Raw genomic sequence first — 25034 nt, 5'->3', positions numbered from 1 at the left:
GTGTAATCCTTACGCCGCCGACGTCTGTTTTTCGTAGAGAAAATGCAGCACTTTCTGGCGCAGCTGGTGATAACGCGCATCCTCTGCCAGCGCCACCCGCGAACGCGGTCGCGCCAGATCGACCTTAAGGATGTCGCCAACCTGGGCGGCCGGGCCATTGGTCATCATCAGAACCCGATCAGAGAGCAGCACCGCTTCATCCACGTCGTGGGTAATCAGTACAATGGTGGTATTCAACTCCTGCTGAATACGCATCACGCTGTCCTGCAGGTGCGCGCGCGTTAAGGCATCCAGTGCACCGAAAGGCTCGTCGAGTAATAAAACACGCGGCTTCATTGCCAGGGCGCGGGCGATGCCGACGCGCTGCTTCATCCCGCCGGAGATCTCACCGGGGCGCTTGTGCATGGCATGGCTCATTTGCACCCGGTTCAGGTTATGCTCGATCCAGTCGTGCATCTCCGCCTTGTGCATTTTGCCTTTGAAGACCTGCTGCACCGCCAGCTCCACGTTCTGAAACGCCGTCAGCCACGGCAGCAGAGAGTGGTTCTGAAACACCACCGCCCGCTCAGGGCCAGGGCCGGTCACTTCACGGTTATCACACAGCAGCACGCCGCTGGTGGGTCGGGTTAAGCCCGCAATCAGGTTCAGCAGGGTTGATTTACCGCAGCCGGAATGACCGATCAGGCTCAGGGTTTCCCCCTGATGGATATCGAAACTGACGTTATCGAGCGCCAGGAAATCCCCGCCGGAGGTGGTAAAGCGCTGGCTGACCTGCTGTACGCGAATGATAGGTTGCATGGTGTTCTCCTTATTTATCCCAGCTAAAACGACGCGCCAGCAGCATCAGTCCCTGCTCAAGCAGCAGGCCAACCACGCCAATCAGCAGAATGGCAATCAGGATGTTTTCCACGTTCAGATTGTTCCATTCGTTCCAGATCCAGAAGCCAATCCCCAGACCACCGGTCAGCATCTCGGCCGCAACAATCACCAGCCAGGCAATGCCAATGGAGAGGCGCACGCCGGTAAGCACGGCAGGCAACACGGCAGGAAACAGGATGCGGCGCATAACAGTCCATTCGGAGAGCTGCAGCACGCGCGCCACGTTGAGGTAATCCTGCGGGATGCGCTGCACGCCTTCAGCGGTGTTGATGATCATCGGCCAGATCGAACAGATAAAAATGGTCCAGCTTGAGGCCGGTTCCGCGCGCTGGAACAGCAGCAGGCCGATAGGCAACCAGGCCAGCGGGCTGACCGGGCGCAGCAAGGCGATGATGGGATTGAACATCCGCGCGACAAAGGTGAAGCGACCCAGCAGAAAGCCAGCGGGAATACCCACCAGCGCCGCCAGACCAAATCCAACAGCCACACGTTGCAGCGAGGCCAGGACGTTCCAGCCGATGCCCTGATCGTTGGGGCCGTTGTTATAAAAGGGATCGGCGAACAGAATTTTAGCCGCCTCCCAGGTGGCGTAAGGCCCGGGAAAGCCCTGGCTGTATAGCGCGGCGATCTGCCACACCAGAAGCAGGAGCAGAACGCCGCACAGCACCGGAATCGCGCGCTGTAACAACGGACGTAAGCGCGCAGGCGGTCGTACTTTTTTAGGCGTAACCTGAAGGGGAACTACCGTTGCCTGGCTGGGCGCGGTTACCGGCTGCGCCAGTGGACGAGTCTGGGTTTTCATCACGGCCTCTCTTAACGTTTAATAGCGAAGCTGGCAGCGTAGGCGGCTGGATCGCTGCCATCCCATACTTTGCCATCGATTAAGGTGCTGCTGCGCATGTCGCTGCCGGGCAGCGTGACGTTGCCGACCGCGCTGGCAGCCTGTTTGTAGATATCAATACGGTTGATCTGCTTTGCGACCGCCAGGTAATCCGGATCGTTGTTCACCATCCCCCAGCGCTTCAGTTGAGTCAGGAACCACATGCCATCAGAGAGATAGGGAAAGCTGACGCTGCCGTCGTGGAAAAAGCGCATGGCGTGGGGGTCCTGCCATTTTTGACCCAGCCCGTTTTCGTACTGACCCAGCATGCGTCCTTCCAGCGTTTCGGATTTGGTGTTGATCCAGGCCCGCCCGGCCAGCACCTGGGCCGTTTCACGGCGGTTATCGTCCGAGGCATCGATCCAGCGGGCGGCCTCCAGCACCGCGGCAGTGAGCGCACGGGCCGTATTCGGGTTGGCGTTGACCCACTCAGCGCGGGTGCCCAGGATTTTTTCAGGGTGATCCGGCCAAATCTGCTGGCTGGTAGCGGCAGTAAAGCCGATATTGTCGCTGATGGCGCGTTGGTTCCACGGCTCGCCGACACAGAAGCCGCTCATGTTGCCAATCTTCATATTCATCACCATTTGCGGCGGCGGCACCACGACGGTGCGCACATCGTCAAAGGGGTTGATTCCGGCGTTGGCCAGCCAGTAATAGAGCCACATGGCGTGAGTGCTGGTGGGAAAGGTATGGGCGAAGGTGAAGCTGCCTTTCGCCTGGCCGTCGATGGCCTTTTTCAGGCTTGCACCGTCGGTTACCTGCTGGGCTTTAAGCTGGTTCGACAGAGAGATGGCCTGACCGTTGTTGTTCAACGTCATCAGGTTCGCCATATCATGCTGGGGACCGGCGACGCCCAGTTGCAGGCCATAGATCAGACTGTAGAGCACATGTGCGGCATCCAGCTCACCCGAGGTGAGTTTGTCGCGCACTGCCGCCCAACTGGCTTCTTTGCTGGCCTGCAGCGTCAGACCATATTTCTTGTCAAACCCTTTAACCGAGGCCATCACCACCGGCGCACAGTCGGTGAGGGGAATAAAGCCGACGCGCACGGTCGGTTTTTCTGGGGCATCGGAACCCGCCGCCCACACTGCGTTGCGCAATCCCGGCAATAGCCAGAGTCCACCGACGGCTGCGCCGGATAACAGCAGTTGACGACGAGAAAGTGAAACTGGCGATTTGCTCATCTTTGCCACCCTGAAGAGATAAAAAAAAGGCGTCCTCCCCACTGCTCTCACAGGGGGATGGACGCCTTTATCCAAAGCACTCGCTCTACCGCCGTTGGCAAAGCAAATACACATACTCATTAAGGTAAAGCAAACCGCGTGCCAGAGTGAGGAGTGCGGTCAAAACAGCCTTGCGCGGGCCTGTGCGATGGTTTTTTAACCGTTTTTGCACGGTAGTGACGCAGATCACGCACAAGCGTTGTGCAGCTAATACTTTCGGGTTAGCGCTTCACCGTGGCGGCAACCGTTACGATCGCCTGGGCGATTTCCGGTAAGCGTTTGTTCTGGTCCATCGCGCTTTTGCGCAGCATTTGCCACGCGTTTTCTTCACTCAGGCCATGCTGCTGCATTAACCAGTTTTTAGCCTGGTCGAGTAGCTTGCGCTCTTCCAGCGTGGCGCGCATCGCGGCCAGCTCGTTAGCCTGGCGCTGCAGACGTTGGGACTGTTCACCAATCAACGACAGTAACGATCGCCCGAGCTGGGGAGCGAGGCCCTCGCTGTTGAGGGCAGCAGGCTGATTCTCCAGCCAGTCTGCGCCTGAGACATAGAGGGTAAAATTGCAGCCTGACTGCGCCACACTTAAGGGTTCACCGGCCTGATGCTGTGCCAGGGCGATAGCGTCACGGCAGCGCGACATCAGCACGGCAGAGAGTTGATCCTCCAGCGACTTCATCTGATCGAGGCGCTCCGAAAGCAGTGAGAACCAGTGCAGTGCACCGCTGTCGTCGCGTCTGCCATCGGTGCAGGCGATGCGCCGTAGCCGTTCGATTTCCCGACCTGGCTGGGCCAGAGGCTGCCAGCTGAGAAGCACCGCCTCATCCGCAAACTGCTGAAAGGTTTTGAAGTTTTGTTCCTGCGCTTCGATTAATGCCACCATCGTACTGCGCTGTTCGGCACTAAACTGCCCGGCCGCAAATCCGGCGGCACCCTGTGCCCGCTCCTGTCCGGTCAACTCCTTGCCCTGCATAAAGCTAAACAGGGCAATGAGTGCCCGGGTAATTTCCGGGTGGCTGGATGTGTCGGCGGCTTCAAAGACCAGATTGAGCAAACTTCGGATAACCGGGCTAAACGCCATCATGGCCTGCGCGTGGGTAATCTTAAGGCCAGCGATCTGCTGGCGCAGCGCGGGCAATTCTGCCAGTGCCTGCAAGGCGGCGGCTATCAGGTTGCAGAACCGGCTGTATCCCGGCTGTGCCTCCGCCCTGGGTAGTGCCTGACAAAAGGCAAGCTGACTGCGGCTGACATCCTGTTCACTCGCCTCACGCTCCTCGCCATACAGCCGCCCCTGTGAGCAAATCCACAGGTTGCTGGCACCGCGTTCGCGCTGTAGCTGATGAACTAATTCACTCACCGTGGTAATTAATTTACCGGTCTGGCGAAGTCGCTCCAGACTGGCGATATCGCTTTGCCGTGAGGCCTGCAACCAGCTCAGTGCGTCATCCATTGCTCATCTCTCTCAATGCAAAAAAAGAATAAAGCAAAAGCCATGCCGCTTCCGGTTCACCGTCCCTAAAGATTGTGACGCGTAAACAATGACCGTTTTCATTACCGGCCAGGCATTGCGTGCCATTAAGTCGTTAAGAACGCTTACTCTTTTTTTGCCTGTCATCTGAATGTGACATTATGCAACCGGCTTGTCAGGCGGCCCTGACAGCGTCCGCTTTCTCTGCGATTCAGGGGCGGCGGAACCGGCGCATCAGGGCGGTGGGATAAGAAGATGATGAACGCGCATTACCATGCTATATCATTGGGTGCAATGGTTTGAATTCTCAAAAGTCTTAGGTAGACTGAGCGCGGTACAGGATGAATGTCATTTGCCCGTTTATCTTACCGGCTTGCCTACCCTTTTGCGCTTCCCCCGTGAAGGTGAACGGTCGTGTTCTGATGAACAACATGCAGGTATATTGATAATATCGTGAGGAAAATGGTGAAAAATAATTTAGCGTTTATCCTGTCAGTGGGACTGTTATTGTCCGGCTGCAAAACGCCACCGCCCTCGGTGAATGATGACACGCTGGTCACCAGTGATATTCAAGGCGTGAAGCTGGTACACCGCCATGCGGTAGCTGCCCCGACAACCTTTACGCCCGTCAATCAAACCTGGCGCGCCCTGTATAACGCGTCGGTGATGACCCAACCCGACTACGGCGGCAAGGTCGTCCGTTATCTTGAGGCTGGAAAACCTTTTGAGGTCCTCGGCAGCGTCGAGAACCACTGGCTGGCCATTGCCGATAAACCGGACGGGATGTTAACCGGTTACGTGCCGTTAAAGGCGGGCGTGGAAACGCATCGTTACGATGACACCTTACGCAATGACCGTCCGCGTCCGCGGAAAACGAAACAAGTGTGCGTTGACGTCGGGGGCGACAGCAAAGCCTGCCGTAATACCGCGACGGCGACCTGGATTCTGAACTAATGAAATTTAACACCTGCCGTGCTGGGCACTCTGCCAGAAACGCTACCTGTCGCGGGAAAAACACACAGTAATGAGAGTGGAATCATCACCGCGAGAGGTTACGACCTCGGGTACCGAAAATCTTTTACTTAACGCTGCCGCGCCACTGCTGAATGCGGTGGTGCAAATTCGTCAGGCCGCCACTCATGACGACCCCGCGGGTTTACGTCAGTCGCTGATGGATGAGGTGCGCGTATTTGAGCAACGCTGTAAGCAGGCGGGCCTGCCGTTTGAAATGATCATTGGTGCGCGTTACTGCATCTGCAGCGCTCTGGATGAGGCCGCCGCGCAAACGCCCTGGGGCACGCGCGGCGTCTGGTCCGGAAACGGCATGCTGGTTACGTTTCACAATGAAAGCTGGGGTGGTGAAAAATTCTTTCAGCTGCTGTCCCGTATCTCGCAAAGCCCGCAGCAGCATCTCTGGCTGCTGGAAATCATTCATTACTGCCTGTTATTAGGTTACGAAGGTCGCTACCGGGGCAGTGAAAAAGGCCGGGCACAGTGCGACAGCCTGCGGGCACGGTTAAAAGTCCTGATCGATGAAACCCGCGCCCAGCAGAGCACCGATTCCCCTCCGCTGGTGCAGGTGCATCCACTGGTCAGCACGCTTGCACGTCCGATGGTGCCGCTCTGGGCCTGTGCAATGCTCGTCGCCCTGATTGGCTGCCTGATTTACAGCGGGCTAAACTGGCGGCTGGGCAATGCGGCCGAGCCGCTGCTGCGCAGCCTGTATAACATGCCGTTGCCGCAAATCACGGTAAATCGCCGCCCTTCTTCGCCTCAGGCCCTGCTCGATTTGCGCCAGCGGCTCAATGATGTGATCGCCGCCGGCCAACTGGAAGTCAGTGACGGTGCCTTTGGCAGCAAGGTCATTATTCCTGCGGACAAGCTGTTTGCCGAGCAAGGCACGGTGATCAATCCGGTGGGCCGGGCCATTCTGGCGCGGGTCTCCAGCGCGATGAAAGATGTTAAGGGCACGATTCTGGTGTCGGTGTTTACCGATGATAAACCCGTGGACGGCAGCCGTTTTGCCTCCAGCTACGAATTTTCTTTTGCCCGGGCGCGTGCCGTCAGCCAGCTGCTTCAGGTTCAGCTTGCCGATGCGCATGTGATCCGCTCGGAAGGACGCGGTGACAGCGATCCCCTGCTGCCCAACGACAGCAGCGAAAACCGAACCCGTAACCGACGGGTTGAAATCACGCTGTTTGCCGCACCTGAAACACTGAGCACTCACCAAGGAACACACTGATGCGCGCTTCATTTCGCTTATTTTTAACGCATCGGCTGCTGTGGAGCTTTATTGGCGTCACGGCACTGAGTTGCCTGCTGTGGATGCTGGGGCCGCTTATTGCATGGGATGAAACCCGCCCGCTTGAGCCAGCCCTGCACCGCGAGATCGCGGTGAGCACCCTTTATCTGCTTTGGATCGTGCTTCAGCTGATCCCTGCGGTTTACCGTGCCTGGTATAACAGCCGTCTTCTGGATCGGCTGCAAGTCGTAGAAAGCGACGATCCCGCCGAGCGTCAGGCGACTGAAGCGCTGCTGAGCCAGCGTTTCAGCGACGCGGCCATGCGCCTGAAACGCACCCATTTTGGTCGCCGTCAGGGCAGCCTGTGGGCACGCATCAATGCCAACTATCTCTACCAGTTGCCCTGGTACCTGATGATTGGCGCGCCCGGTGCCGGTAAAACCACCGCGCTGCTGAATGCCGGACTGAAGTTCCCTCTTACCGATACCTTTGGTCACGAGGCGGTGCGCGGCGTCGGCGGCACACGTCATTGCGACTGGTGGTTTACCGACAGTGCTGTACTGATCGATACCGCCGGGCGCTATGCGCTTCAGGAAAGCCAGCGCGCCCGCGACGCCAGTGAGTGGCAGAGCTTTATTAATTTGCTGAAGCGCTATCGTGCCCGGCAGCCGATTAATGGCGTCATCATGACCATCAGCGTGGCAGATTTGCTGAGCGATTCCGCCGAGGCGCGTTTTGAGCAGGCCAACGCCCTGCGCGAACGCCTGACCGAACTGCATCAGCACACCGGCATTCACTTCCCCGTGTATATCATGCTGACCAAAACCGACCTGCTGAAAGGCTTCATGAGCTACTTCGGCACGCTGGATAAAGCCCGACGCGATGCTATCTGGGGGTTCACCTTCCCCTGGGACGCCGGCAAGCCGAATAAGCAGGACTGGCATCCGCATTTTGACCTGCAGTTTACGCAGTTAGCCCAGAAGCTTCAGTTGCAGCTTGCCGATCAGATGACCCACGAGCGCGATCTGAATGAGCGGGCAGAGTGTTTCCTGTTTCCGCAGGAGTTCTCGTCTCTGCGCCCGCTGCTCAGCGAATATCTGGATATCGTGTTTTCTCAGCGTGCTGACACCGTTGCCTGGAATCCGCGCGGCCTGTTTTTTACCAGCGGCACTCAGGAAGGATTACCTTTTGACCGTGTCATGGGCGAGTTGAGCCGCAAACTGCAGCTGCGCCAGGCCGGTTCCCATTCTATTGCCGCCTGGGATCGCGTTAACCGCAACAGCCCCATTCCCGGCAATAAAGGCCAGAGCTTTTTTATTCGCGATCTGCTGAGTAATCTGGTGTTTAAAGAGAGCGGCCTGGCGGGCAGCAACCGCCGCTGGGAATACCGTAATCAGCTTTTACACTGGATTGGCTACGGCATGCTGGCCGGTGCGCTGGTGATCATGAGTGGGTTATGGTTGGTGAGCTACTATCAAAACCAACATTATCTGCAGCAGGTTTCGGCACGAATGCCGGTTATCTCACAACAAAGTCAGCAGGTGATACATCAGCCTGCTGATAATATTTTTGATCTGCTACCCTTTCTGAATAACCTGGTGAAGTTGCCTGTGTCCGATCAGTTTTCTCTCGATAATCCGCCGTTTACTATGCGAGCGGGGTTATACCGGGGAAATCAGGTCAGCGATGCCGCCTGGGCGCTTTATCAAAATGCGCTTAAGTCTTTATTACTGCCGCGCGTTGCCCAGCAGATCACCAACCTGCTGCGTAACGACCCAGGTGATGATAACGAATACAGCCGTAACGCGCTGCGGGCCTATCAGATGCTGTACCAGCCACGAAATTATGATGGGGAATTTCTCCGCGCCTGGCTGCTGCAGAATCTGCAGCGTTCGTTACCGGATAAGGTCAGCGCCCGTGATTTGCAGCAGCTGGACTGGCATTTGAGTCAGTTGCTGGATCAGCAAATTCAGTCTTCGCCTTATGCGCGCGATAACGCGCTGATGTTGGGCAAGCTGGCTGATAATTTAAACCATGCAGGTGACAGCAATACCCTGCTGGCCGTCGCGCCCCGTAAAGCACAGCGCCTGACGACGCATAACCCATAATGGCGAGGTGAACATGCCTGCATCTCTGGCCCCTGGCTGGTACGGCAAATTGCCCTCGACGGGGGACTTTTTGCATCATCGGTTAACCGAGCAGCTTATTGCCCCCTGGAACCACTGGTTTCAGCAAGGCCTGGTGCACTGGCATCACCAGGACGGTGCGGTCAATGCCGACTTTTTACGCGCGCCGGTATGGAATTTCGTATTACCGATCACCCCAACCCGCAATCAGGTGCAGATGGGTTGTCTGCTGCCCTCCTGCGATCGGGTAGGACGCGCCTGGCCGCTGCTGGCGCTGCTGAGCTTTCCCCTGGCCCAGTGGCATCCGGCGCAGCTGACCATCTCTGGCGACTGGTTTCAGGAACTGGGTGCCACGCTGCTGAGCGCCGTGACGCAGCGCCTTACGCCGGCCCAGCTGGAGCAGCAGATTCAGGCGCTGACGCCGCTGATGATCCCGGTACAGCAGCACTCCGATATTATGGATGTAATCGGTTTCCACGATTTGCCTTGCACCCTGAGCTGGCAGGAAGTCGCCGAACGTTTCGACCCTCAGCAACACATTAGTTACTGGTGGAGCAATCGCAGTGACGGTTTCGTTCATGCCACACACAAGCATAGCGGCAACCTCACAGCGGAACTGTTCTCATTACTGTTTAATCCGGCGGCAGGTGCACAGCCGGGACGCAATGGCCTCTATCCACCGATGTTTGAGTGAGGCGTTGCTACTGTCCTCCATGACGGGATAACTCATGCAATTTACCATCGTACAATGCACGTCTGATATTCCGGTGAAAACCGTCACCTTTCATCCGCCGGGCGGCACCATTGGCCGCAGCCAGGATAACGACCTGGTGTTACCGGATGAAGCCCGTTCTATTTCGCGTCTGCAGGCGCTGGTGCACCTGTCAGGCGAAGGCGAATGCCGTTTGACCAATCAGGGCAGCGTTACGCCTGTCGAACACAACGGTGTGCCGCTTAAGCGCGGCATGCAGGTGCACCTCAAGCACGGTGACGCCCTGCGCATTGGTGACTACGCCATCGACGTGCGCGATCCGGCGTATCACGGCGTGAACAGCGATCCTCTGGCGTTTTTTTCCCATGCCGCCACACGTAGCAATCCGCTGGATATTCCCGAGCATGCGGAGGTAGAGGAAGTCACGGAAGAGCCTGTACCGAAGCGTCCTGAACGTCGCGGCGACGCCAGGCTGGCGATCGATCCCCAGATTAGCGAAACTTTTCATGCGCCCTTTGCCGCCGGGCTGGATCAGGACAAGCTGGTGGCGGCGCTGCTGGACGGAATGGGGCTGAAAAACGGCCACAGTACGGTGATCAGCGAAGAGCAAATGCGCACTACAGGCCGGATGCTAAGCCTGTTCTCTCAAGGTACGGTTGCCCTGCTGTCGTCGCGTTCCATTCTGAAACGTGGCGTCAAAGCCGAAATGACGATGATCCTGAACGAGGCCAACAATCCCTTCAAAATTCTCCCCTCAGGCAAAACCGTCTTGATGCAGATGTATCAAAGCCAGATGCCGGGCTTTATGCAGCCCGAACAGGCCGTGCGCGATGCGTTGGTCGATCTGCAGGCGCATCAGTTGGGCATGATTGCCGGAATCCGCGCGATTATCGCCGCGATGCTGCAGTCGTTTAATCCTCAGGGGCTGGAAGAACAGGCACGCGCGGACGGCGCGGTGTCGAAAACCCCCTTTTCCCCCTTTAAAAAAGCTGCCCTGTGGGACTATTTTACCCGCCGCTACCAGCGTACCGCCGGGGAAATCGAAGACGATTTCCACACGCTGTTTGGGGAAGCCTTTCTTCATGCCTATGACATGGAAGTGAATCAGTACAAAGACTCACAGACGCGCACGGATGACGCATGAATATCGCCTTTGCCAGTCAGTATCAGCAGGGGCTGCGCGCTGAGAATCAGGATCGAACCGGCGTCATAGTGGATGAACGCAAAGCCTGCTTTGTGGTGTGCGACGGCGTGGCTGGCTTGCCCGGCGGCGACCAGGCGGCGCAGCTGGTGTGCGATGTTCTGATTGAACAATTACTCACCTGCGACCAGGTGACGCCAGCCCTTACCCGGCAGGCGGTTGAAAAGTGCCGATCATTACTTGAAATAGCCCAGGGTAATAATCCGAATTTTTCCACCATGTGCACCACGCTGGCAGGCCTGTTTATCGACCGTACGCGACAGCGCGCATGGTGGGCGCACGCGGGTGACAGCAGGGTTTATCACTTCCGTCACGGGGTGCTGAATGAGGTCACGCGTGACCACAGTCTGGCGCAAAAGTTAAGCGATGCGGGCTATGAAAATACCGGAATTAACAGTAATTTACTCTATAATGCGCTCGGCATAGAACCTGCCCATCCGGTGAGCTTCTCAGAAGAAATCATGCTGGAAGATGGCGATGCGTTTTTAGTCTGTAGCGACGGTTTCTGGCTCAACCTGACCACCACGGAAATGGAGCAGGCGCTGCGCATGGTGAATGCCTGTGACGAGTGGCTGATGTTAATGGAACAGGCGGTGAGCCGCGACGTAAAGAAAGACAACCTTAGCGCACTGGCCGTATGGATTGGTGAGCCGCAAGATGCCACCCTGCTTTATACGCTGGCCGATTCAGCGCGTTTTCTGCCATCAGGTTATTGATTAAAGGAATTCTATGAAATTGTGGTTGCCCGCTATAGCCACGTTGTTTATGGCCTTTACTGCGCAGGCGGAAAATTATCGCGTGGTGTATTCACCCAGTCTTGAACTGGAAGTGTATATCGACAACGTTGCGGGCAAAACGCCGGATGAGTGGTGCCAGGAAACACTGCCGCTGCGTATTGTGTCGGGTAAAGGTCAGGATGCTGAGGTTTTAAAAACGTTTTTGCCGCGCGTGGGCACGCTGTTAGCCAATCAGTGTAACGATCTGGACGTGCTGCCCTGGCAAATGACCAATAGCGAGGGCCACGTGCTGGCCAGCGGCAGCGCCAGCAAATTGCAAAACTGGCGACTGATTGTGAATACCGATGCCAAAGCCACTGCCCCGGCACAGAGTGCGGTCTCGCCCAGCCTGTCGCGTCCGGCAGACGGCACGCCGCTGCAGCATTTCGCCTTACCAAACGGCTGCCGTTTTCGCACGGCCTGGGACGCGCGTGGGCTGGCCATGTTTGTGCCTGACATCGGTAAACAGCAGTGCTCCGCCGAGGGCTGGCTGGAAGGTAAAAGTGACATAACCCTGAGCGGTAGCGCGCAACCACAGACGCTTGCGATCAGCTTTTATCAGGGCTATCCCATTGCCAACCTGACGCTATCCGACCAGCATCTGCAAATTGTGGACGTCAATAACCAGCGCATGATTCTGGCCCGTTCCGATGCGCCAGACAGCTGGATGGTCTTGCCCTTTGATGTACAGCAGCATCTGTGGCGTTTTGACGGAACCTTATTGATCAAAGCCGATAAAACGGCGGCACAGCAGAATGCCAGCGCGCTGACCTCGCGCATTACTGCCCTGCGCAGCCGCTGGGCGACCGGTATGACATCGTCGCAAAAAGTGAATGTGTTACTTGTCGACGCCTTACGCGCGGATCGGGTCGATCCTGCTGAAGGTGCATGGCGTAACATCCATTAATTACCGCGTAGCCTGACAAGCAGGCCCCGTTCAGAGAGTCTATTATGTCGGCAAATGACAGTCAGAAAACAATACCGAATGCCTTGCCTGACGGATATCGTTTTAACGAGTTCGAAATTAAAGAGGTGATTGGCGGCGGCGGTTTCGGCATTGTCTACCGCGCATGGGATCACCAACTCGAACGCACGATTGCGATTAAAGAGTACATGCCGGTGTCGCTGGCGGTAAGAACCGAAGACTTATCACTGGCGCTGCGCGGTGAACGGTTTCAAAAGCTGTTTAACGCGGGCCTGAACAGCTTTATTCAGGAAGCCCGACTGTTGGCGCGTTTTAACCATCCTGGTTTACTTCACGTCCTGCGCTTCTGGGAACAGAACGGCACTGCCTACATGGGCACGCTCTACTACAACGGCATGACGTTAAAAGAGTGGCAGGTCACCAGCCATGAGGCGATTTCAGAAGCCTGGATACGTCGTCTGCTGCCGCCGCTGTTAGGCGCTATCAACACCATTCATCAGGCGGGCTACCTGCATCGGGATATCTCGCTGGATAACATCCAGATTCAGGAAAATCAGCTGCCGGTGCTGCTCGACTTTGGCTCCGCCCGTAAAGAGATTGGCAACCTTTCCGACGAAACTGAAATCATGCTCAAACCGGGTTTTGCGCCCATTGAGCAGTACAGTGAAGAAGGCGAAAGTGAACAGGGTCCGTGGACGGACATTTATGCGCTGGGCGCCGTGTTGCATACGTTGATTACAGGCTCTCCGCCGCCGGTCAGCGTGGTGCGCTGCATTGAAGATAATTACCAACCGCTGGTGGCACGTAAACCGCAGGGCTACTCGCTGCCGCTGCTGCACGCGATTGACTGCGCGCTGACGATGAGGCCCCACGATCGCCCGCAGAACATTGATGAGTTTGCCGCGCTGATTGATTTGCCCGTCAGCGACGTTGAGGCGGTGGTGAACAGCCTGCAACAGCGTAATGATGAGCAGTCTATCAGCGACGCCGCGTCAGCCGAGACCGTGCCGCCGGTCGTGTTAGCCATGAATCACGGTGCCACGATGGCCGAGCCGTTAACCGGACGCAACGTACGTCTCCTGTCGCCGGGATTACTGGCGCTGGCTGGCGTCGCGATGATTGCGGTGGCGGTAGTAGTCTGGATTGAGAATACGCGTACGCCTGCTGCTTCGCTCGTCGATAAGAGCCATGCGTCGTTACCGGCTACCGGCACGGTACCCGCCGGTCTGGCGATGGTCTATCTTAAGCTCACCAGCGACGAACAGGTGGTGCTGAACGGTCAGCCCGTTGCGGTGCATGCCAGCAGCAACGGTTTTGCGGTGTTGAATCTGGCCGCCGGGCAGTACCGTATTGACGTGCGGGCCGGGAACCGGCTTCGCAGTCAGTCACTTCTGATTGATAAACCCGGCACCTGGCTGATTAATCCCACCAATTAATTCGGTGCCAGCCTGGATCGGTGCATGGTTCAGGCCTGCTTCAGCCAGTCTTGTTGCAGCGCACGTACCTGATGCGCCAGGCGGATCAGATCGTCCTCTTCCATTCCGCGTTTGGTCAGCTCTTCTTCCAGCGAGAAGAGATACTGGGCATTCGAACCCAGCGGCCCGGTCGCCGCAGCAATTAACGGCGCAACCGCCTGCGGGCAGGTATCATCCTCATACAGCGGATGGCGGGGGTCCATAATAAACACCAGGGCAGAAACGCGACGTCCGTCTTCCAGCGTCAGCTCACACCAGGTAGGCAAATAGCATCCGGTGATCATTTCACGTTTCCACAGCAGTTCCAGTTCGTCATGCAGACGTTCTTCCGGCAGGCGAAACGCCAGCCCGCGGGTAATACCGCCCTCTTTCAACGCCAGCATACGTCCCGGATGCGAAGCCGTGCCGCGCCCGGCAGTCAGGCGTAAGCAAAAGGCGCGATGCCAGCCGTCCAGCGACGCCGACGCAACTTCATCAGCTTCAAAAACAGGATTCCACATCAGAGAACCGTAGCCGAAGATCCATACCGGGCTGTGATCGGGCCGACAGGCCAGGGTTGCCGCCAGCGATGCCGCGCGCTGTTCACAACTCCACAGGAGTGTCTCCTCAATATCACCAAATGATGTTTTACAATCCGCTTTTAATAAGAATTCCCGGGTTAGCAATGCGACCTCCTCGACTTTCACCACGTCCTGTGTAAGTGGCTCCTCTGCTTTGTTATGTTCAACATTCACTAATTTACGCTCTGTTCATTAAACTGACATTAATTATTAACACAATCAGTTGCAAGCAAGAGTAGGAGTAGAAAGTAAAAATTTGCCTATATTGCGGTATTAACAGAAAGGTTAATTGCACACCAAAAGGATATTTTAAAAAAACAGGAGATGTAACAGCCCGTTATTACAGGTTGCTTGCGCGCCGTCTGAATGGCTTAGCGGATGAAAAATAACGTAAAAAGGGTTACCCGCTAATGACCGTATATAGCCAGATTAACGAGCAAGGTTGTTGCGTTAAATGACCGTTTCGGCGTGAAATAAAGCCGTAAATGCCTGCACGCACCAAGACAGAAAAATGCCTTCCCGTCCATGGGAAAGACTACAGGACGACGCGGAGTGACCTGACGTTCGCGTGATAATGGCGCTGGGCACTACTTTTTAGGATGCCATTTATCATCATCGCCTTTCTGGTATTGATGTTTTACCGCCGACCAGGCCACCTTGTGCGCCACCTCTTCACGGGATTCATCACCGCGACGGTCATCGGGATGCTTGTACTCTGTCCAGGCGTGGTTAAAAGCCTGCTGATAGATGTCCTGAGCATGTGCAGGCAAAACGTTTTTCACACTCTCGGGAAGGTCGTTTCGGTTAGCGTAAGGCATCATGTCTCCTCAGTTAACAAGCGAATTTATAAGCATGGCGTAGATGAGTGAAAATGCAAACCCGCACTTATTACCGCTTTTACGGATTTTGCCTTCAATGGCAGCTTAACGACAACCTTCCCTGAACTTTTATCTTGATAAAATCCAGGATAACGCCACAGCCGTTTGATGCTTGTTACTGATTTAGTGAATAAAATACCCAATAAGATAAAGTTATCCGCCTTTCAGGCAAAATCCCTTTAAAAGTAAAAAGCGGTAAATTTTTACATTAGGTGCCATTGAAAAGTTAAACTGCGTAACCTATAAGTTTCAATGTAATGGTGGGTAAATGAATTACCCCTTTTATTCAGCAGAGAGGATGGTGAATGCCTTCACATGAAAAAACACGTCACAAAGAGTTTTCACTGATACTTCCCCTTATTGCCCTTGGCATACTCTATTTTTTTAATGCACAAACCTCACTGCCCATTGTGGTTGGTATTAACTTACTCGCGCTGGTGGCGATTCTTAGCAGCGCCTTCAGCGTGGTGCGCCATGCGGATGTTCTGGCGCATCGTCTCGGTGAACCCTATGGCTCGCTGATTCTCAGCCTGTCGGTGGTCATTCTTGAAGTCAGCTTAATCTCGGCGCTGATGGCAACCGGTGATGCCGCGCCCGCCCTGATGCGCGATACACTTTATTCCATCATCATGATCGTGACCGGTGGTCTGGTCGGCTTTGCGCTACTGCTGGGCGGGAATAAGTTTGCCACGCAGTACGTGAATCTGGCCGGGGTAAAACAGTACCTGATTGCCATTTTTCCGCTGGCCATCCTGGTGCTGGTGTTCCCGAATGCGTTACCCGGTGGGAACTTCACGACGGCCCAGGCACTGCTGATTGCCGCGATCTCCGCTGCAATGTATGGCGTTTTCTTGTTAATCCAGACCAAAACCCATCAGAGCCTGTTTGTGTATGAGCATGAAGATGAAAGCGATGATGGCGATCCCCATCACGGTAAACCCTCTGCCCACAGCAGCGTCTGGCATGCTATCTGGTTGATTATCCATCTGATTGCGGTCATTGCCGTGACCAAGATGAATGCCAACCCGCTGGAGCATTTACTGAGTGAGATGAACGCGCCTAAGCAGTTTACCGGCTTTCTGGTGGCGTTATTGATTCTGTCGCCAGAAGGACTGGGGGCGATCAGAGCCGTGTTGATGAATCAGGTACAGCGCGCCATGAACCTGTTCTTTGGCTCGGTGCTGGCGACCATTTCACTCACCGTACCTGCCGTCTCTATCATCGCAACCCTGACCGGACAAGAGTTGGTATTTGGCCTGGAGCCACCGCAGATGGTGATTATGATTGCGTCACTGATTCTGTGTCAGCTCAGCTTCTCTACTGGCCGAACCAATGTCCTGAACGGCGCGGCCCATCTGGCCCTGTTTATCGGTTACCTGATGACAATCATGCTGTAACCCGCTGACCTGAGACGAAAAAAAAGAGCGAATTGTCGCTCTTTTTTATTTTGTGCAGACAGCTTAGTTACTGGTGTCCAGCGCCGGGAAGCTCTTAACCAGATCATCAATGGCTTTCATCTGCACCAGGAAAGGCTCCAGCTTATCCAGTGGCAGCGCCGACGGGCCATCACACTTGGCACTGTTCGGTTCCGGGTGGGCTTCGATAAACAAGCCGGCAATCCCCACAGCCATACCGGCACGGGCCAGTTCGGCCACCTGAGCACGGCGACCACCGGAGGCGGCACCGAAGGGATCGCGGGTTTGCAGCGCGTGCGTTACGTCGAAAATGACCGGCGAGTTCTGAGTCACGTTCTTCATTACGTTAAAGCCCAGCATATCCACAACCAGGTTGTCATAGCCAAAGTTACTGCCACGATCGCACAGAATCACTTTGTCATTTCCGCCTTCGGCAAACTTATCGACGATGTTGCCCATCTGGCTCGGACTGACAAACTGTGGCTTCTTCACGTTAATGACCGCACCGGTTTTCGCCATCGCCTCAACCAAATCGGTCTGACGCGCGAGGAAGGCTGGCAGCTGAATCACATCAACCACATCAGCAACGGGCTGCGCCTGCGCTGCTTCATGAACGTCCGTGATGATTTTCACGCCAAACGCCTGCTTCAGCGCCTGGAAAATCTTCATGCCCTCTTCCAGGCCAGGACCACGGTAAGAGTGAATAGAGGAACGGTTAGCTTTGTCAAAAGACGCTTTGAACACGTAAGGAATGCCGAGTTTGTCGGTCACTTTTACATAGTGCTCGCAGATGCGCATGGCGAGATCGTAGGATTCCAGCACGTTCATGCCGCCGAAGAGAACAAATGGCAGATCGTTTGCGACCTTGATATCACCGATACTGACGACTTTCTGTGTCATGCCCTTTCCTTATCTGGGGTGACGCTTAATGCAGCGTCACGCGTTTTTGTTCGATTGCGTGAATCTGAACTTTGATCATCTCGCTGACCGGGTCTTCAGGACACTGTTCAACGAAGTAGGTTAAGTCATTTAACGCGATATGCTCGCACTCAAGCTGAGCGTAAATTAAACCACGGTCGCGAATCTCATAGGGATCATCTGGATCAATCCGCAGTAACACCTGGCTGACGTTCAGCGCCAGTTCCATCTGCTTCTCTTCCATCAGCGCCGCTTTCAGCGTATCCAGCATCTTGCGCATGACGCTCTCGGTTTTGGCTTCGTCCAGATCGTCATCATACAGACGCGCCAGCGGACTGATATTGCCTTTTAGCCACACTTCCAGCGTGTGCGTGTCCAGCGTGTCCCCGTTAAAGGGATTAATCAGCCATTTATCCCCGTCGAGCCAGTCGGCACGCAGAATCAACTGGGTCGGGAAAATAACCGGCATCAGGGGCAATTCGAGTTCAGCCGCGATATGCAGCAAAATCACGCCCAGCGACACAGCCGTGCCCTGACGGGTTTTCAGGACCTTATCCAGCCAGAGTGCATCTGACAGGTTATAAACCCCGCTGGCACCGCCAAATTTCCACTGTTTGTAAAACAGCTCCAGCAGCTTTTCGAGCTTTAAATCGGCATCCTGTTCCTGACTGACGTAGTCACGGGCTTCTGCCACTAACGCAGCTAACTGTGCTTCAACCGACAGCGCCGGAAAGTCAGTGCGGATGGCCATCGTGGCACCAATCACTGCCTCACACAGCGGCGTCTCACTGTAATCAAGTTGTTCGGTGGAGCTCATACTATCCCCAGTAACGGCATTTTACTCAGTGCCAGCTTAATGATCGTCACCAGCGCAATCAATGCCACGATAAAGGCGATCCAGCGGGTGCGGTCAGAACGAGGGCGGCGACTTAATGCCACCGACCCAAGGGCAATATAGATAATAACGCCTAACAGCTTCTCAGTCAGCCAGCTTCCCTGAGGCGAAAACGGATAGAAATGGGTGATCATCACCAGCGATGCGCCGCTCAGGAGCAACAGCGTGTCATTAATATGGGGAAGAATGCGCACCCAGCGCTGTTGCAGCATGGCAGAGCCCACGCGTTGCCAGTAAAAACGCAGCAAAAACAGCGAAATGGTGACTGCCACGGTCAGCAGGTGCAGATTCTTAATTAGCGGATAGTAAGCAAACATCGTTCATCCATGTTGTTCTTCAGTATTCAGTCGCGCGCTTAAGCCGGACCGGAGGCTGCCTGCCCAAACGTGACCCGGGGATGACCGCCATAATCCTTCGCCGTCGCCACGGACAGATAATGGTGCTGTTGCATCAGCTGACGCACGGCTTCATCCTGTTGCCAGCCGTGCTCAAGCAGCAGCCAACCGCCAGGCTGCAGCCAGTTGACCGCCTGTTCAATTAGCAGCCGTAAATCCGCCATGCCCGCCTCGTCCGCCACCAAAGCGCTGCGCGGTTCGAAGCGCACATCGCCCTCGTTAAGATGACGATCGTTGGCGTCGATATAGGGAGGATTACTGACGATCAGGTCGAAGCGGGCAGGCGTGAGCTGCGCAAACCAGTGGCTGTGTAAAAAAGTGGCGTTAGGGATGGCCAGATAATCGGCATTGCGTTTTGCCAGTTCTACCGCCGCAGGAATGCGATCGATGCCAATAATGTCACAATCCGGACGTTCACTGGCGATCGCCAGGGCAATCGCCCCGCTTCCGGTGCCAAGATCCAGCACCCGCGAAGGTGACGCGGGCAGATGCGCCAGCGCCTGTTCCACCAGTATTTCCGTGTCGGGCCGTGGTATCAGCGTGGCGTCGTTCACCTTTAGCGGCAGCGACCAGAACTCCCGTTCGCCCACCAGATGGGCAATGGGTTCGCCCCGGGCGCGACGCGCCAGCAGAACCTCTAGCTGTTGCAACTGGGCATCCGTGAGCAGGGTTTCATCAAAGGCCACCAGCCAGCTGCGGGATTTGCCGGTGACAAACCCCAGCAGGATCTCGGCGTCTCGTTTCGGACTGTCGCCCCCGCATAAGGTGGCGACCGCCTGCTTGAGCCAGTGACGGATATCCATTAATCCTGACCGGCCAACGCTGCCAGTTGGTCAGCCTGATATTCCTGCACGATAGGCTCAATCAGACTGTCCAGCTTGCCTTCCATGATTTCGTCCAGACGGTAGATCGTCAGGTTGATACGATGGTCGGTTACGCGGCCCTGGGGGAAGTTGTAGGTGCGAATACGGTCGGAACGATCGCCGCTGCCGAGCAGATTACGGCGCGTGCTGGCTTCGACTTCGTGACGTTTTGCCATTTCAGCCGCATGAATACGTGCGCCCAGTACGGACAAGGCTTTGGCTTTGTTTTTATGCTGAGAACGTTCGTCCTGGCACTCCACCACGATACCGGTTGGCAGGTGGGTAATACGGATCGCGGAGTCGGTGGTGTTAACGTGCTGACCACCGGCACCTGAGGAGCGGAAGGTGTCGATTTTTAAATCCGACGGATTGATTTCCGGCAGCTCGGTTTCCGGCAGTTCTGGCATCACCGCCACCGTACAGGCGGAGGTGTGGATACGGCCCTGGGATTCGGTTTCCGGTACACGCTGAACACGGTGTCCGCCTGACTCAAACTTCAGCCGACCATAGGCACCGTCGCCCATCACGCGGGCGATCACTTCTTTGTAGCCGCCGTGTTCGCCCTCATTGGCACTGACGATTTCTACCCGCCAGCGACGTGCTTCGGCGTAACGGCTGTACATGCGGAATAAATCACCGGCAAAGATGGCTGCTTCATCGCCGCCGGTACCGGCGCGCACTTCCACAAAGCAGTCGCGCTCATCGTCGGGATCTTTCGGCAGCAGTAACAGCTGCAGTTGTTGCTCCAGCAATTCGCTTTTTTCGCGCGCTTCCAGCAGCTCTTCCTGCGCCATATCGCGCATCTCTGGATCGTCGAGCAACATTTTAGCGGTTTCGATATCTTGCTGGTTCTGCTGCCAGTCGCGGAAACAGCGAGTGACATCGGTCAACTGAGCATATTCCCGCGACAAAGCACGAAAGCGGTCCTGATCGGCAATCACGCCGGCATCGCCCAGCATCGCTTCCACTTCTTCGTGGCGCTCCTGCAGCGCTTCCAGTTTAGCAACAATAGAGGTTTTCATTTAACTGTGGGATTCCCGTAACAGATGACGACAGCAGTGTGCCTAATCGAGACCCAGGCTGTCGCGTAAAATCTGCAGGCGTTCGCTATCGCCGTCGCGGGCGGCCTGCTGAAGAGATTTGGTTGGTGCATGAATTAAACGATTGGTCAGCTTATGGGCCAGTTCCTGCATCACTTTTTGCGGGTCGGCACCCTGCTGTAGCGCCTGTAGCGCACGGCCTTCCAGCTCTGCGCGAATATCCTCTGCCTGAGAGCGATACTCGCGAATGGTGTTGACCGCGCCTTGCGAACGCAGCCATGCCATAAAATCACTGCATTCCTGCACGACGATGCTTTCTGCCTGCACCGCAGCGGCTTTACGCTGGGCGAGGTTTTGCTCAATGATGGCCTGCAGGTCATCGACGCTGTAGAGATAGGCGTTGGCTAACTTGCCCACTTCCGGCTCCACGTCGCGTGGAACCGCAATATCGACCAGCAGCATCGGCTGATTACGGCGCGCTTTCAGCGCACGTTCCATCATCCCTTTACCAATAATGGGCAACGGGCTGGAGGTAGAGGTAATCACAATATCGGCGTCGGCCAGACGGGAATCGATATCGGCCAGACTGATCACTTCGGCGCCCACTTCATTTGCCAGCACTTCCGCCCGTTCACGGGTACGGTTCGCGATGATCAGCTTTTTCACCTGATGCTGGCTCAGATGACGAGCCACCAGCTCAATGGTTTCTCCCGCGCCAACCAGCAACACGTTTACCGTGGACAGCGATTCAAAGATTTGACGCGCCAGCGTACAGGCGGCAAAGGCTACGGACACGGCGTTCGCGCCAATATCGGTTTCGGTACGGACGCGTTTGGCAACGGAGAACGTTTTCTGGAACATGCGTTCCAGCTCGCTGCTGAGCGCATGGCCGCGCTGAGAGTCGGCAAAGGCTTTTTTCACCTGGCCCAGAATCTGAGGCTCACCTAACACCAGGGAGTCCAGCCCGCTGGCAACGCGCATCAGATGGCTCACCGCCTCATTATCCTGATGCCAGTACAGGCTGTTACGCACATCCGCTTCATCAAGCTGATGATATTCGCACAGCCAGCGCACCAGACGCTCCTGGAGATCGACCTGTTGCTCTACACTCAGGTACAGCTCGGTTCGGTTACAGGTGGAGAGCACGACGCCACTCTGCACCATAGGCTGAGATAACAGGCTGTTTAAGGCCTGCTCCAGCGACTCCGGCCCGAACGCAACGCGTTCGCGCAGAGCAATGGGTGCAGTTTTGTGATTGATTCCGAGTGCGAGCAGCGTCATAGCGTTTTAGTTGGGTTGTCCCAATAAATGTCAGGTTTTTGTGAAGCGCATTCTACAAGATGCAGCAGATCAAGAAAAGCCATACAAAGGCTATGACTGTAATAAGATTAAGCCGATCATAGCGTTTTTGCCGTATAACAGCATTGACGGTTAAAACGCGGATGGTTAGCGTTACCTGTTATCAATTAAAAATGTGTCCGAGGAGATGACCACTTGATGCTGACTTCTACACGCAACCTGTTGCGCCTTTTACCCCTTGCCAGCGTTCTGCTGGCTGCCTGTAGCATCAATAAACCACAAGGCCCTGGCCCAAGCGTCACCGCGCCACAGTGGCAACAGCATCAGCAAGCCGTCAGCCACGTCACGCAGTATCAGACGCGCGGCGCGTTCGCCTATCTGTCGGATAAACAGAAAGTTTATGCCCGCTTTAACTGGCAGCAGACCGCAGCCGATCGCTATCGCCTGCTGTTAACGAACCCATTAGGCAGCACCGAGCTTCAGCTGGATGCTCAGGGTTCGGTGGTGCAGATTGTGGACAATAAAGGCAAACGTTATGTCAGCAACGATGCGCAGAAGATGATCTCGCAGCTGACCGGTATGGATATCCCGCTGACCAACCTGCGCCAGTGGATGATGGGCCTGCCGGGCGATGCGACCGATTATCAGCTCAACGAGCAGTATCAGTTGCGCAGTCTGAACTATAAGCATGACGGCCAGAACTGGCAGGTGACCATTGCTGACTATGACAACAAGGTCAACCCACCGCTGCCCGCCAGCCTGGAATTAAAAGAAGGCGATCAACGTATTAAATTACGCATGGATAACTGGACGCTGAAATGATCACCACCTGGCCTGCTCCGGCAAAACTGAATCTTTTTTTGTACATCACCGGGCGTCGGCCAGATGGTTACCATAATCTGCAAACCCTGTTTCAGTTTCTGGATTATGGCGACAGCCTGGACATCACGCCCGACCAGAGCGACGACATCAGGTTGCTGACGCCGGTGCCAGGCGTGCCGGATGCGCAGAATTTGATTGTGCGTGCGGCCGAAATGCTCAAGGCGGCGGCGCGCGAAAACGGCAGCCTGCCTGCCCGGGCCGGTGCGCGCATTGCCATTGAAAAGCGTCTCCCCATGGGCGGCGGACTCGGCGGCGGCTCATCCAACGCCGCTACCGTACTGGTGGCGCTGAACCACCTGTGGCAAACGGGTTTTTCACCCGAGGCGCTGGCGCAAATGGGCGTGAAACTGGGTGCCGACGTGCCGGTTTTTGTGAAAGGCTATGCCGCCTTTGCCGAAGGCGTCGGTGAGGTGCTTTCTCCAGCATTGCCTGCGGAAAAATGGTATCTTGTTGCACATCCAGGCGTTAGCGTGGCAACACCGCTGGTCTTTAATGACCCGGCGCTCACCCGTGACACGCCCGTGCGCACTTTATCGGCACTTTTACAGGCTCCGTTCATCAATGATTGCGAATCAGTAGTAAGAAAACGTTTTCGTGAGGTTGATGAGCTTGTTTCATGGCTGCTAGAATACGCGCCGTCGCGCCTGACGGGTACAGGTGCTTGTGTGTTTGCTGAATTCGACACCGAGCATGCTGCTCGCCAGGTGCTGGAGCTTGCCCCACCATGGGTGCGCGGTTTTGTAGCCCGAGGCCTTAACGTCTCGCCGTTACAGCGCACTCTGCAAGGCGATTAGCGATAGCGTGACTGTGTCACCCCGTTCCAGACACAGCACGTTTCGCACTCACATACCCGTGTGAACGTTCACGACAGTATTCGCCGGTTACTGTCATGACGTTCATTCTCTGGACGCAAAGCCTGAGGTTCTTCTCGTGCCTGATATGAAGCTTTTTGCTGGTAACGCCACCCCGGAACTAGCACAACGTATTGCCAACCGCCTTTACACCAGCCTGGGAGACGCCGCCGTTGGTCGTTTCAGTGATGGCGAAGTAAGCGTACAGATTAATGAAAATGTACGCGGTGGTGATATTTTCATCATCCAGTCCACCTGTGCTCCCACCAATGATAATTTGATGGAACTGGTCGTGATGGTCGACGCGCTGCGTCGTGCTTCAGCTGGTCGTATTACCGCTGTTATCCCCTACTTTGGCTATGCCCGTCAGGACCGCCGCGTGCGTTCTGCCCGTGTACCTATCACGGCCAAAGTGGTGGCTGACTTCCTTTCCAGCGTTGGCGTTGACCGTGTTCTGACGGTTGACCTGCACGCGGAGCAAATCCAGGGCTTCTTCGACGTCCCGGTTGATAACGTATTCGGCAGCCCGATTCTGCTGGAAGATATGTTACAGATCGGTCTGGAAAACCCGATTGTTGTGTCTCCGGACATTGGCGGCGTGGTGCGCGCCCGCGCCATTGCCAAACTGCTCAACGACACCGATATGGCGATTATTGATAAGCGTCGCCCACGGGCGAACGTTTCTCAGGTGATGCATATCATTGGTGACGTTGCTGGCCGTGACTGTGTGCTGGTCGACGACATGATCGACACCGGCGGCACACTGTGCAAAGCCGCGGAAGCGTTAAAAGAGCGCGGTGCCAAGCGCGTCTTCGCTTACGCTACGCATCCTATCTTCTCTGGCAATGCGGTGGAAAACCTGCGTAAATCTGTGATCGATCAGGTTATCGTGTGTGACACCATTCCGTTATCTGAAGAGATGAAGTCGCTGCCAAACGTACGTACCCTGACCCTGTCAGGTATGCTGGCCGAAGCCATTCGCCGCATCAGTAACGAAGAGTCCATTTCGGCAATGTTCGAACATTAATCTTCGCAGGCCGGGTATCATGCCCGGCCTTTTCTTTTTCCCTCGCCGTTCCCCTCCGACAAAGCTGCTTGATTTACAGAAATTTTCGTTATGAGTCACCTCTGTTATT

Annotated in this window: 24 protein-coding genes; 12 read left to right on the top strand and 12 right to left on the bottom strand. The window is 55.7% G+C overall.

The genetic code is table 11. From position 1 onward, the window contains the following. Nucleotides 1-9: 9 nt before the first annotated feature. From CMR03_RS20360 to CMR03_RS20345, 4 genes are all read right to left on the bottom strand, one after another. On the bottom strand, nt 10-798 hold the full coding sequence (locus tag CMR03_RS20360) for an ABC transporter ATP-binding protein (protein ID WP_063879341.1): 789 nt from the start codon (nt 796-798) through the stop codon (nt 10-12). Nucleotides 799-808: 10 nt separating this feature from the next. After that, nucleotides 809-1681, bottom strand: coding sequence for a nitrate ABC transporter permease (gene ntrB / locus CMR03_RS20355; protein ID WP_063879340.1), 873 nt, complete (start codon nt 1679-1681; stop codon nt 809-811). Nucleotides 1682-1692: 11 nt separating this feature from the next. Next, nucleotides 1693-2943, bottom strand: a complete 1251-nt coding sequence (locus tag CMR03_RS20350; protein ID WP_096012486.1) for a CmpA/NrtA family ABC transporter substrate-binding protein — start codon at nt 2941-2943, stop codon at nt 1693-1695. A gap of 260 nt (nt 2944-3203) precedes the next feature. Beyond that, nucleotides 3204-4427 (bottom strand): nitrate regulatory protein, encoded by a 1224-nt coding sequence (locus tag CMR03_RS20345; RefSeq protein WP_096012485.1) that lies wholly within the window; start codon nt 4425-4427, stop codon nt 3204-3206. Nucleotides 4428-4907: 480 nt separating this feature from the next. Between CMR03_RS20345 and CMR03_RS20340 the strand changes: the two genes are divergently transcribed. The 8 genes from CMR03_RS20340 to CMR03_RS20305 all read left to right on the top strand — a co-directional run bounded on the left by CMR03_RS20340 (nt 4908) and on the right by CMR03_RS20305 (nt 13863). Beyond that, the gene (locus CMR03_RS20340) at nt 4908-5399 is read left to right on the top strand and encodes an SH3 domain-containing protein (RefSeq protein ID WP_063879337.1); all 492 of its coding nucleotides are present in this window, start codon (nt 4908-4910) and stop codon (nt 5397-5399) included. Nucleotides 5400-5469: 70 nt separating this feature from the next. Beyond that, nucleotides 5470-6687 (top strand): type IVB secretion system protein IcmH/DotU, encoded by a 1218-nt coding sequence (icmH, locus tag CMR03_RS20335; protein ID WP_096012484.1) that lies wholly within the window; start codon nt 5470-5472, stop codon nt 6685-6687. Next, nucleotides 6687-8795, top strand: a complete 2109-nt coding sequence (tssM, locus tag CMR03_RS20330; protein ID WP_096012483.1) for a type VI secretion system membrane subunit TssM — start codon at nt 6687-6689, stop codon at nt 8793-8795. The genes icmH and tssM overlap by 1 nt, the downstream gene beginning before the upstream one ends. Nucleotides 8796-8808: 13 nt before the next feature. Then, the gene (tagF, locus tag CMR03_RS20325) at nt 8809-9507 is read left to right on the top strand and encodes a type VI secretion system-associated protein TagF (RefSeq protein ID WP_063879334.1); all 699 of its coding nucleotides are present in this window, start codon (nt 8809-8811) and stop codon (nt 9505-9507) included. Between the two features lie 34 nt (nt 9508-9541). Next, nucleotides 9542-10669, top strand: a complete 1128-nt coding sequence (gene tagH / locus CMR03_RS20320; RefSeq protein ID WP_096012482.1) for a type VI secretion system-associated FHA domain protein TagH — start codon at nt 9542-9544, stop codon at nt 10667-10669. After that, on the top strand, nt 10666-11442 hold the full coding sequence (locus tag CMR03_RS20315) for a PP2C family protein-serine/threonine phosphatase (RefSeq protein ID WP_096012481.1): 777 nt from the start codon (nt 10666-10668) through the stop codon (nt 11440-11442). The genes tagH and CMR03_RS20315 overlap by 4 nt, the downstream gene beginning before the upstream one ends. A 13-nt stretch (nt 11443-11455) precedes the next feature. Further along, the gene (locus CMR03_RS20310) at nt 11456-12409 is read left to right on the top strand and encodes a hypothetical protein (RefSeq protein WP_096012480.1); all 954 of its coding nucleotides are present in this window, start codon (nt 11456-11458) and stop codon (nt 12407-12409) included. 44 nt (nt 12410-12453) lie between these two features. Further along, nucleotides 12454-13863, top strand: a complete 1410-nt coding sequence (locus tag CMR03_RS20305) for a serine/threonine protein kinase (RefSeq protein WP_096012479.1) — start codon at nt 12454-12456, stop codon at nt 13861-13863. A gap of 29 nt (nt 13864-13892) precedes the next feature. On the opposite strand, the gene CMR03_RS20300 is transcribed toward CMR03_RS20305, so the two are convergent. Then, complete coding sequence (locus tag CMR03_RS20300) at nt 13893-14567, bottom strand: gamma-glutamylcyclotransferase (RefSeq protein ID WP_164484284.1); 675 nt, start codon at nt 14565-14567, stop codon at nt 13893-13895. 482 nt (nt 14568-15049) lie between these two features. Beyond that, nucleotides 15050-15280 (bottom strand): putative cation transport regulator ChaB, encoded by a 231-nt coding sequence (gene chaB / locus CMR03_RS20295; protein WP_063879328.1) that lies wholly within the window; start codon nt 15278-15280, stop codon nt 15050-15052. 365 nt (nt 15281-15645) lie between these two features. On the opposite strand from chaB, the gene chaA reads away from it, so the two are divergent. Next, the gene (chaA, locus tag CMR03_RS20290; protein WP_063879327.1) at nt 15646-16737 is read left to right on the top strand and encodes a sodium-potassium/proton antiporter ChaA; all 1092 of its coding nucleotides are present in this window, start codon (nt 15646-15648) and stop codon (nt 16735-16737) included. Nucleotides 16738-16800: 63 nt separating this feature from the next. Here chaA and kdsA read toward each other — a convergent pair whose 3' ends face one another. The 6 genes from kdsA to hemA are packed head-to-tail and all read right to left on the bottom strand — an operon-like array spanning nt 16801 to nt 22147. Continuing rightward, a complete protein-coding gene (gene kdsA, locus CMR03_RS20285) occupies nt 16801-17655 on the bottom strand; it encodes a 3-deoxy-8-phosphooctulonate synthase (protein WP_096012478.1) in 855 nt (284 codons plus the stop codon). Between the two features lie 25 nt (nt 17656-17680). Further along, complete coding sequence (gene sirB1, locus CMR03_RS20280; RefSeq protein WP_063879325.1) at nt 17681-18490, bottom strand: invasion regulator SirB1; 810 nt, start codon at nt 18488-18490, stop codon at nt 17681-17683. After that, complete coding sequence (locus CMR03_RS20275) at nt 18487-18885, bottom strand: SirB2 family protein (RefSeq protein WP_063879324.1); 399 nt, start codon at nt 18883-18885, stop codon at nt 18487-18489. Before CMR03_RS20275 ends, sirB1 begins: the two co-directional genes overlap by 4 nt. Nucleotides 18886-18923: 38 nt before the next feature. Beyond that, nucleotides 18924-19766: a peptide chain release factor N(5)-glutamine methyltransferase gene (prmC, locus tag CMR03_RS20270; protein ID WP_096012477.1), complete on the bottom strand. Its 843-nt coding sequence runs from the start codon at nt 19764-19766 to the stop codon at nt 18924-18926. Continuing rightward, nucleotides 19766-20848 carry a peptide chain release factor 1 gene (gene prfA, locus CMR03_RS20265; RefSeq protein ID WP_096012476.1) on the bottom strand — a complete coding sequence of 361 codons (1083 nt, stop codon included), beginning with the start codon at nt 20846-20848 and terminating at the stop codon, nt 19766-19768. The genes prmC and prfA overlap by 1 nt, the downstream gene beginning before the upstream one ends. A 42-nt stretch (nt 20849-20890) precedes the next feature. Beyond that, nucleotides 20891-22147 (bottom strand): glutamyl-tRNA reductase, encoded by a 1257-nt coding sequence (gene hemA / locus CMR03_RS20260; RefSeq protein WP_063879321.1) that lies wholly within the window; start codon nt 22145-22147, stop codon nt 20891-20893. A gap of 216 nt (nt 22148-22363) precedes the next feature. Between hemA and lolB the strand changes: the two genes are divergently transcribed. The 3 genes from lolB to prs all read left to right on the top strand — a co-directional run bounded on the left by lolB (nt 22364) and on the right by prs (nt 24925). Then, nucleotides 22364-22987, top strand: a complete 624-nt coding sequence (lolB, locus tag CMR03_RS20255; protein WP_063879320.1) for a lipoprotein insertase outer membrane protein LolB — start codon at nt 22364-22366, stop codon at nt 22985-22987. Further along, entirely contained in the window at nt 22984-23841 is an 858-nt protein-coding gene (gene ispE, locus CMR03_RS20250) for a 4-(cytidine 5'-diphospho)-2-C-methyl-D-erythritol kinase (protein WP_063879319.1), read from the top strand. The genes lolB and ispE overlap by 4 nt, the downstream gene beginning before the upstream one ends. Before the next feature lie 136 nt (nt 23842-23977). After that, nucleotides 23978-24925 carry a ribose-phosphate diphosphokinase gene (gene prs / locus CMR03_RS20245; RefSeq protein WP_006118899.1) on the top strand — a complete coding sequence of 316 codons (948 nt, stop codon included), beginning with the start codon at nt 23978-23980 and terminating at the stop codon, nt 24923-24925. The last annotated feature ends 109 nt before the right edge of the window (nt 24926-25034 follow it).

The sequence above is a fragment of the Pantoea allii genome (assembly GCF_002307475.1).
In the GTDB taxonomy this organism is placed as follows: domain Bacteria; phylum Pseudomonadota; class Gammaproteobacteria; order Enterobacterales; family Enterobacteriaceae; genus Pantoea; species Pantoea allii.
Note: the sequence above shows the minus strand (reverse complement) of the source record. Positions and strands in the feature narration are given on the sequence as shown.

Bases quoted from the DNA above. Each gene is read 5' to 3' on its own strand.
- ispE (WP_063879319.1), top strand. From the start codon at position 22,984: ATGATCACCACCTGGCCTGCTCCGGCAAAACTGAATCTTTTTTTGTAC.
- hemA (WP_063879321.1), bottom strand. From the start codon at position 22,147: ATGACGCTGCTCGCACTCGGAATCAATCACAAAACTGCACCCATTGCT.
- chaB (WP_063879328.1), bottom strand. From the start codon at position 15,280: ATGCCTTACGCTAACCGAAACGACCTTCCCGAGAGTGTGAAAAACGTT.
- CMR03_RS20345 (WP_096012485.1), bottom strand. From the start codon at position 4,427: ATGGATGACGCACTGAGCTGGTTGCAGGCCTCACGGCAAAGCGATATC.
- tssM (WP_096012483.1), top strand. From the start codon at position 6,687: ATGCGCGCTTCATTTCGCTTATTTTTAACGCATCGGCTGCTGTGGAGC.
- ntrB (WP_063879340.1), bottom strand. From the start codon at position 1,681: ATGAAAACCCAGACTCGTCCACTGGCGCAGCCGGTAACCGCGCCCAGC.
- icmH (WP_096012484.1), top strand. From the start codon at position 5,470: ATGAGAGTGGAATCATCACCGCGAGAGGTTACGACCTCGGGTACCGAA.
- CMR03_RS20340 (WP_063879337.1), top strand. From the start codon at position 4,908: ATGGTGAAAAATAATTTAGCGTTTATCCTGTCAGTGGGACTGTTATTG.
- chaA (WP_063879327.1), top strand. From the start codon at position 15,646: ATGCCTTCACATGAAAAAACACGTCACAAAGAGTTTTCACTGATACTT.
- CMR03_RS20310 (WP_096012480.1), top strand. From the start codon at position 11,456: ATGAAATTGTGGTTGCCCGCTATAGCCACGTTGTTTATGGCCTTTACT.
- sirB1 (WP_063879325.1), bottom strand. From the start codon at position 18,490: ATGAGCTCCACCGAACAACTTGATTACAGTGAGACGCCGCTGTGTGAG.
- CMR03_RS20305 (WP_096012479.1), top strand. From the start codon at position 12,454: ATGTCGGCAAATGACAGTCAGAAAACAATACCGAATGCCTTGCCTGAC.
- tagF (WP_063879334.1), top strand. From the start codon at position 8,809: ATGCCTGCATCTCTGGCCCCTGGCTGGTACGGCAAATTGCCCTCGACG.
- prfA (WP_096012476.1), bottom strand. From the start codon at position 20,848: ATGAAAACCTCTATTGTTGCTAAACTGGAAGCGCTGCAGGAGCGCCAC.
- CMR03_RS20315 (WP_096012481.1), top strand. From the start codon at position 10,666: ATGAATATCGCCTTTGCCAGTCAGTATCAGCAGGGGCTGCGCGCTGAG.
- CMR03_RS20275 (WP_063879324.1), bottom strand. From the start codon at position 18,885: ATGTTTGCTTACTATCCGCTAATTAAGAATCTGCACCTGCTGACCGTG.
- prmC (WP_096012477.1), bottom strand. From the start codon at position 19,766: ATGGATATCCGTCACTGGCTCAAGCAGGCGGTCGCCACCTTATGCGGG.
- CMR03_RS20350 (WP_096012486.1), bottom strand. From the start codon at position 2,943: ATGAGCAAATCGCCAGTTTCACTTTCTCGTCGTCAACTGCTGTTATCC.
- kdsA (WP_096012478.1), bottom strand. From the start codon at position 17,655: ATGACACAGAAAGTCGTCAGTATCGGTGATATCAAGGTCGCAAACGAT.
- CMR03_RS20360 (WP_063879341.1), bottom strand. From the start codon at position 798: ATGCAACCTATCATTCGCGTACAGCAGGTCAGCCAGCGCTTTACCACC.
- lolB (WP_063879320.1), top strand. From the start codon at position 22,364: ATGCTGACTTCTACACGCAACCTGTTGCGCCTTTTACCCCTTGCCAGC.
- tagH (WP_096012482.1), top strand. From the start codon at position 9,542: ATGCAATTTACCATCGTACAATGCACGTCTGATATTCCGGTGAAAACC.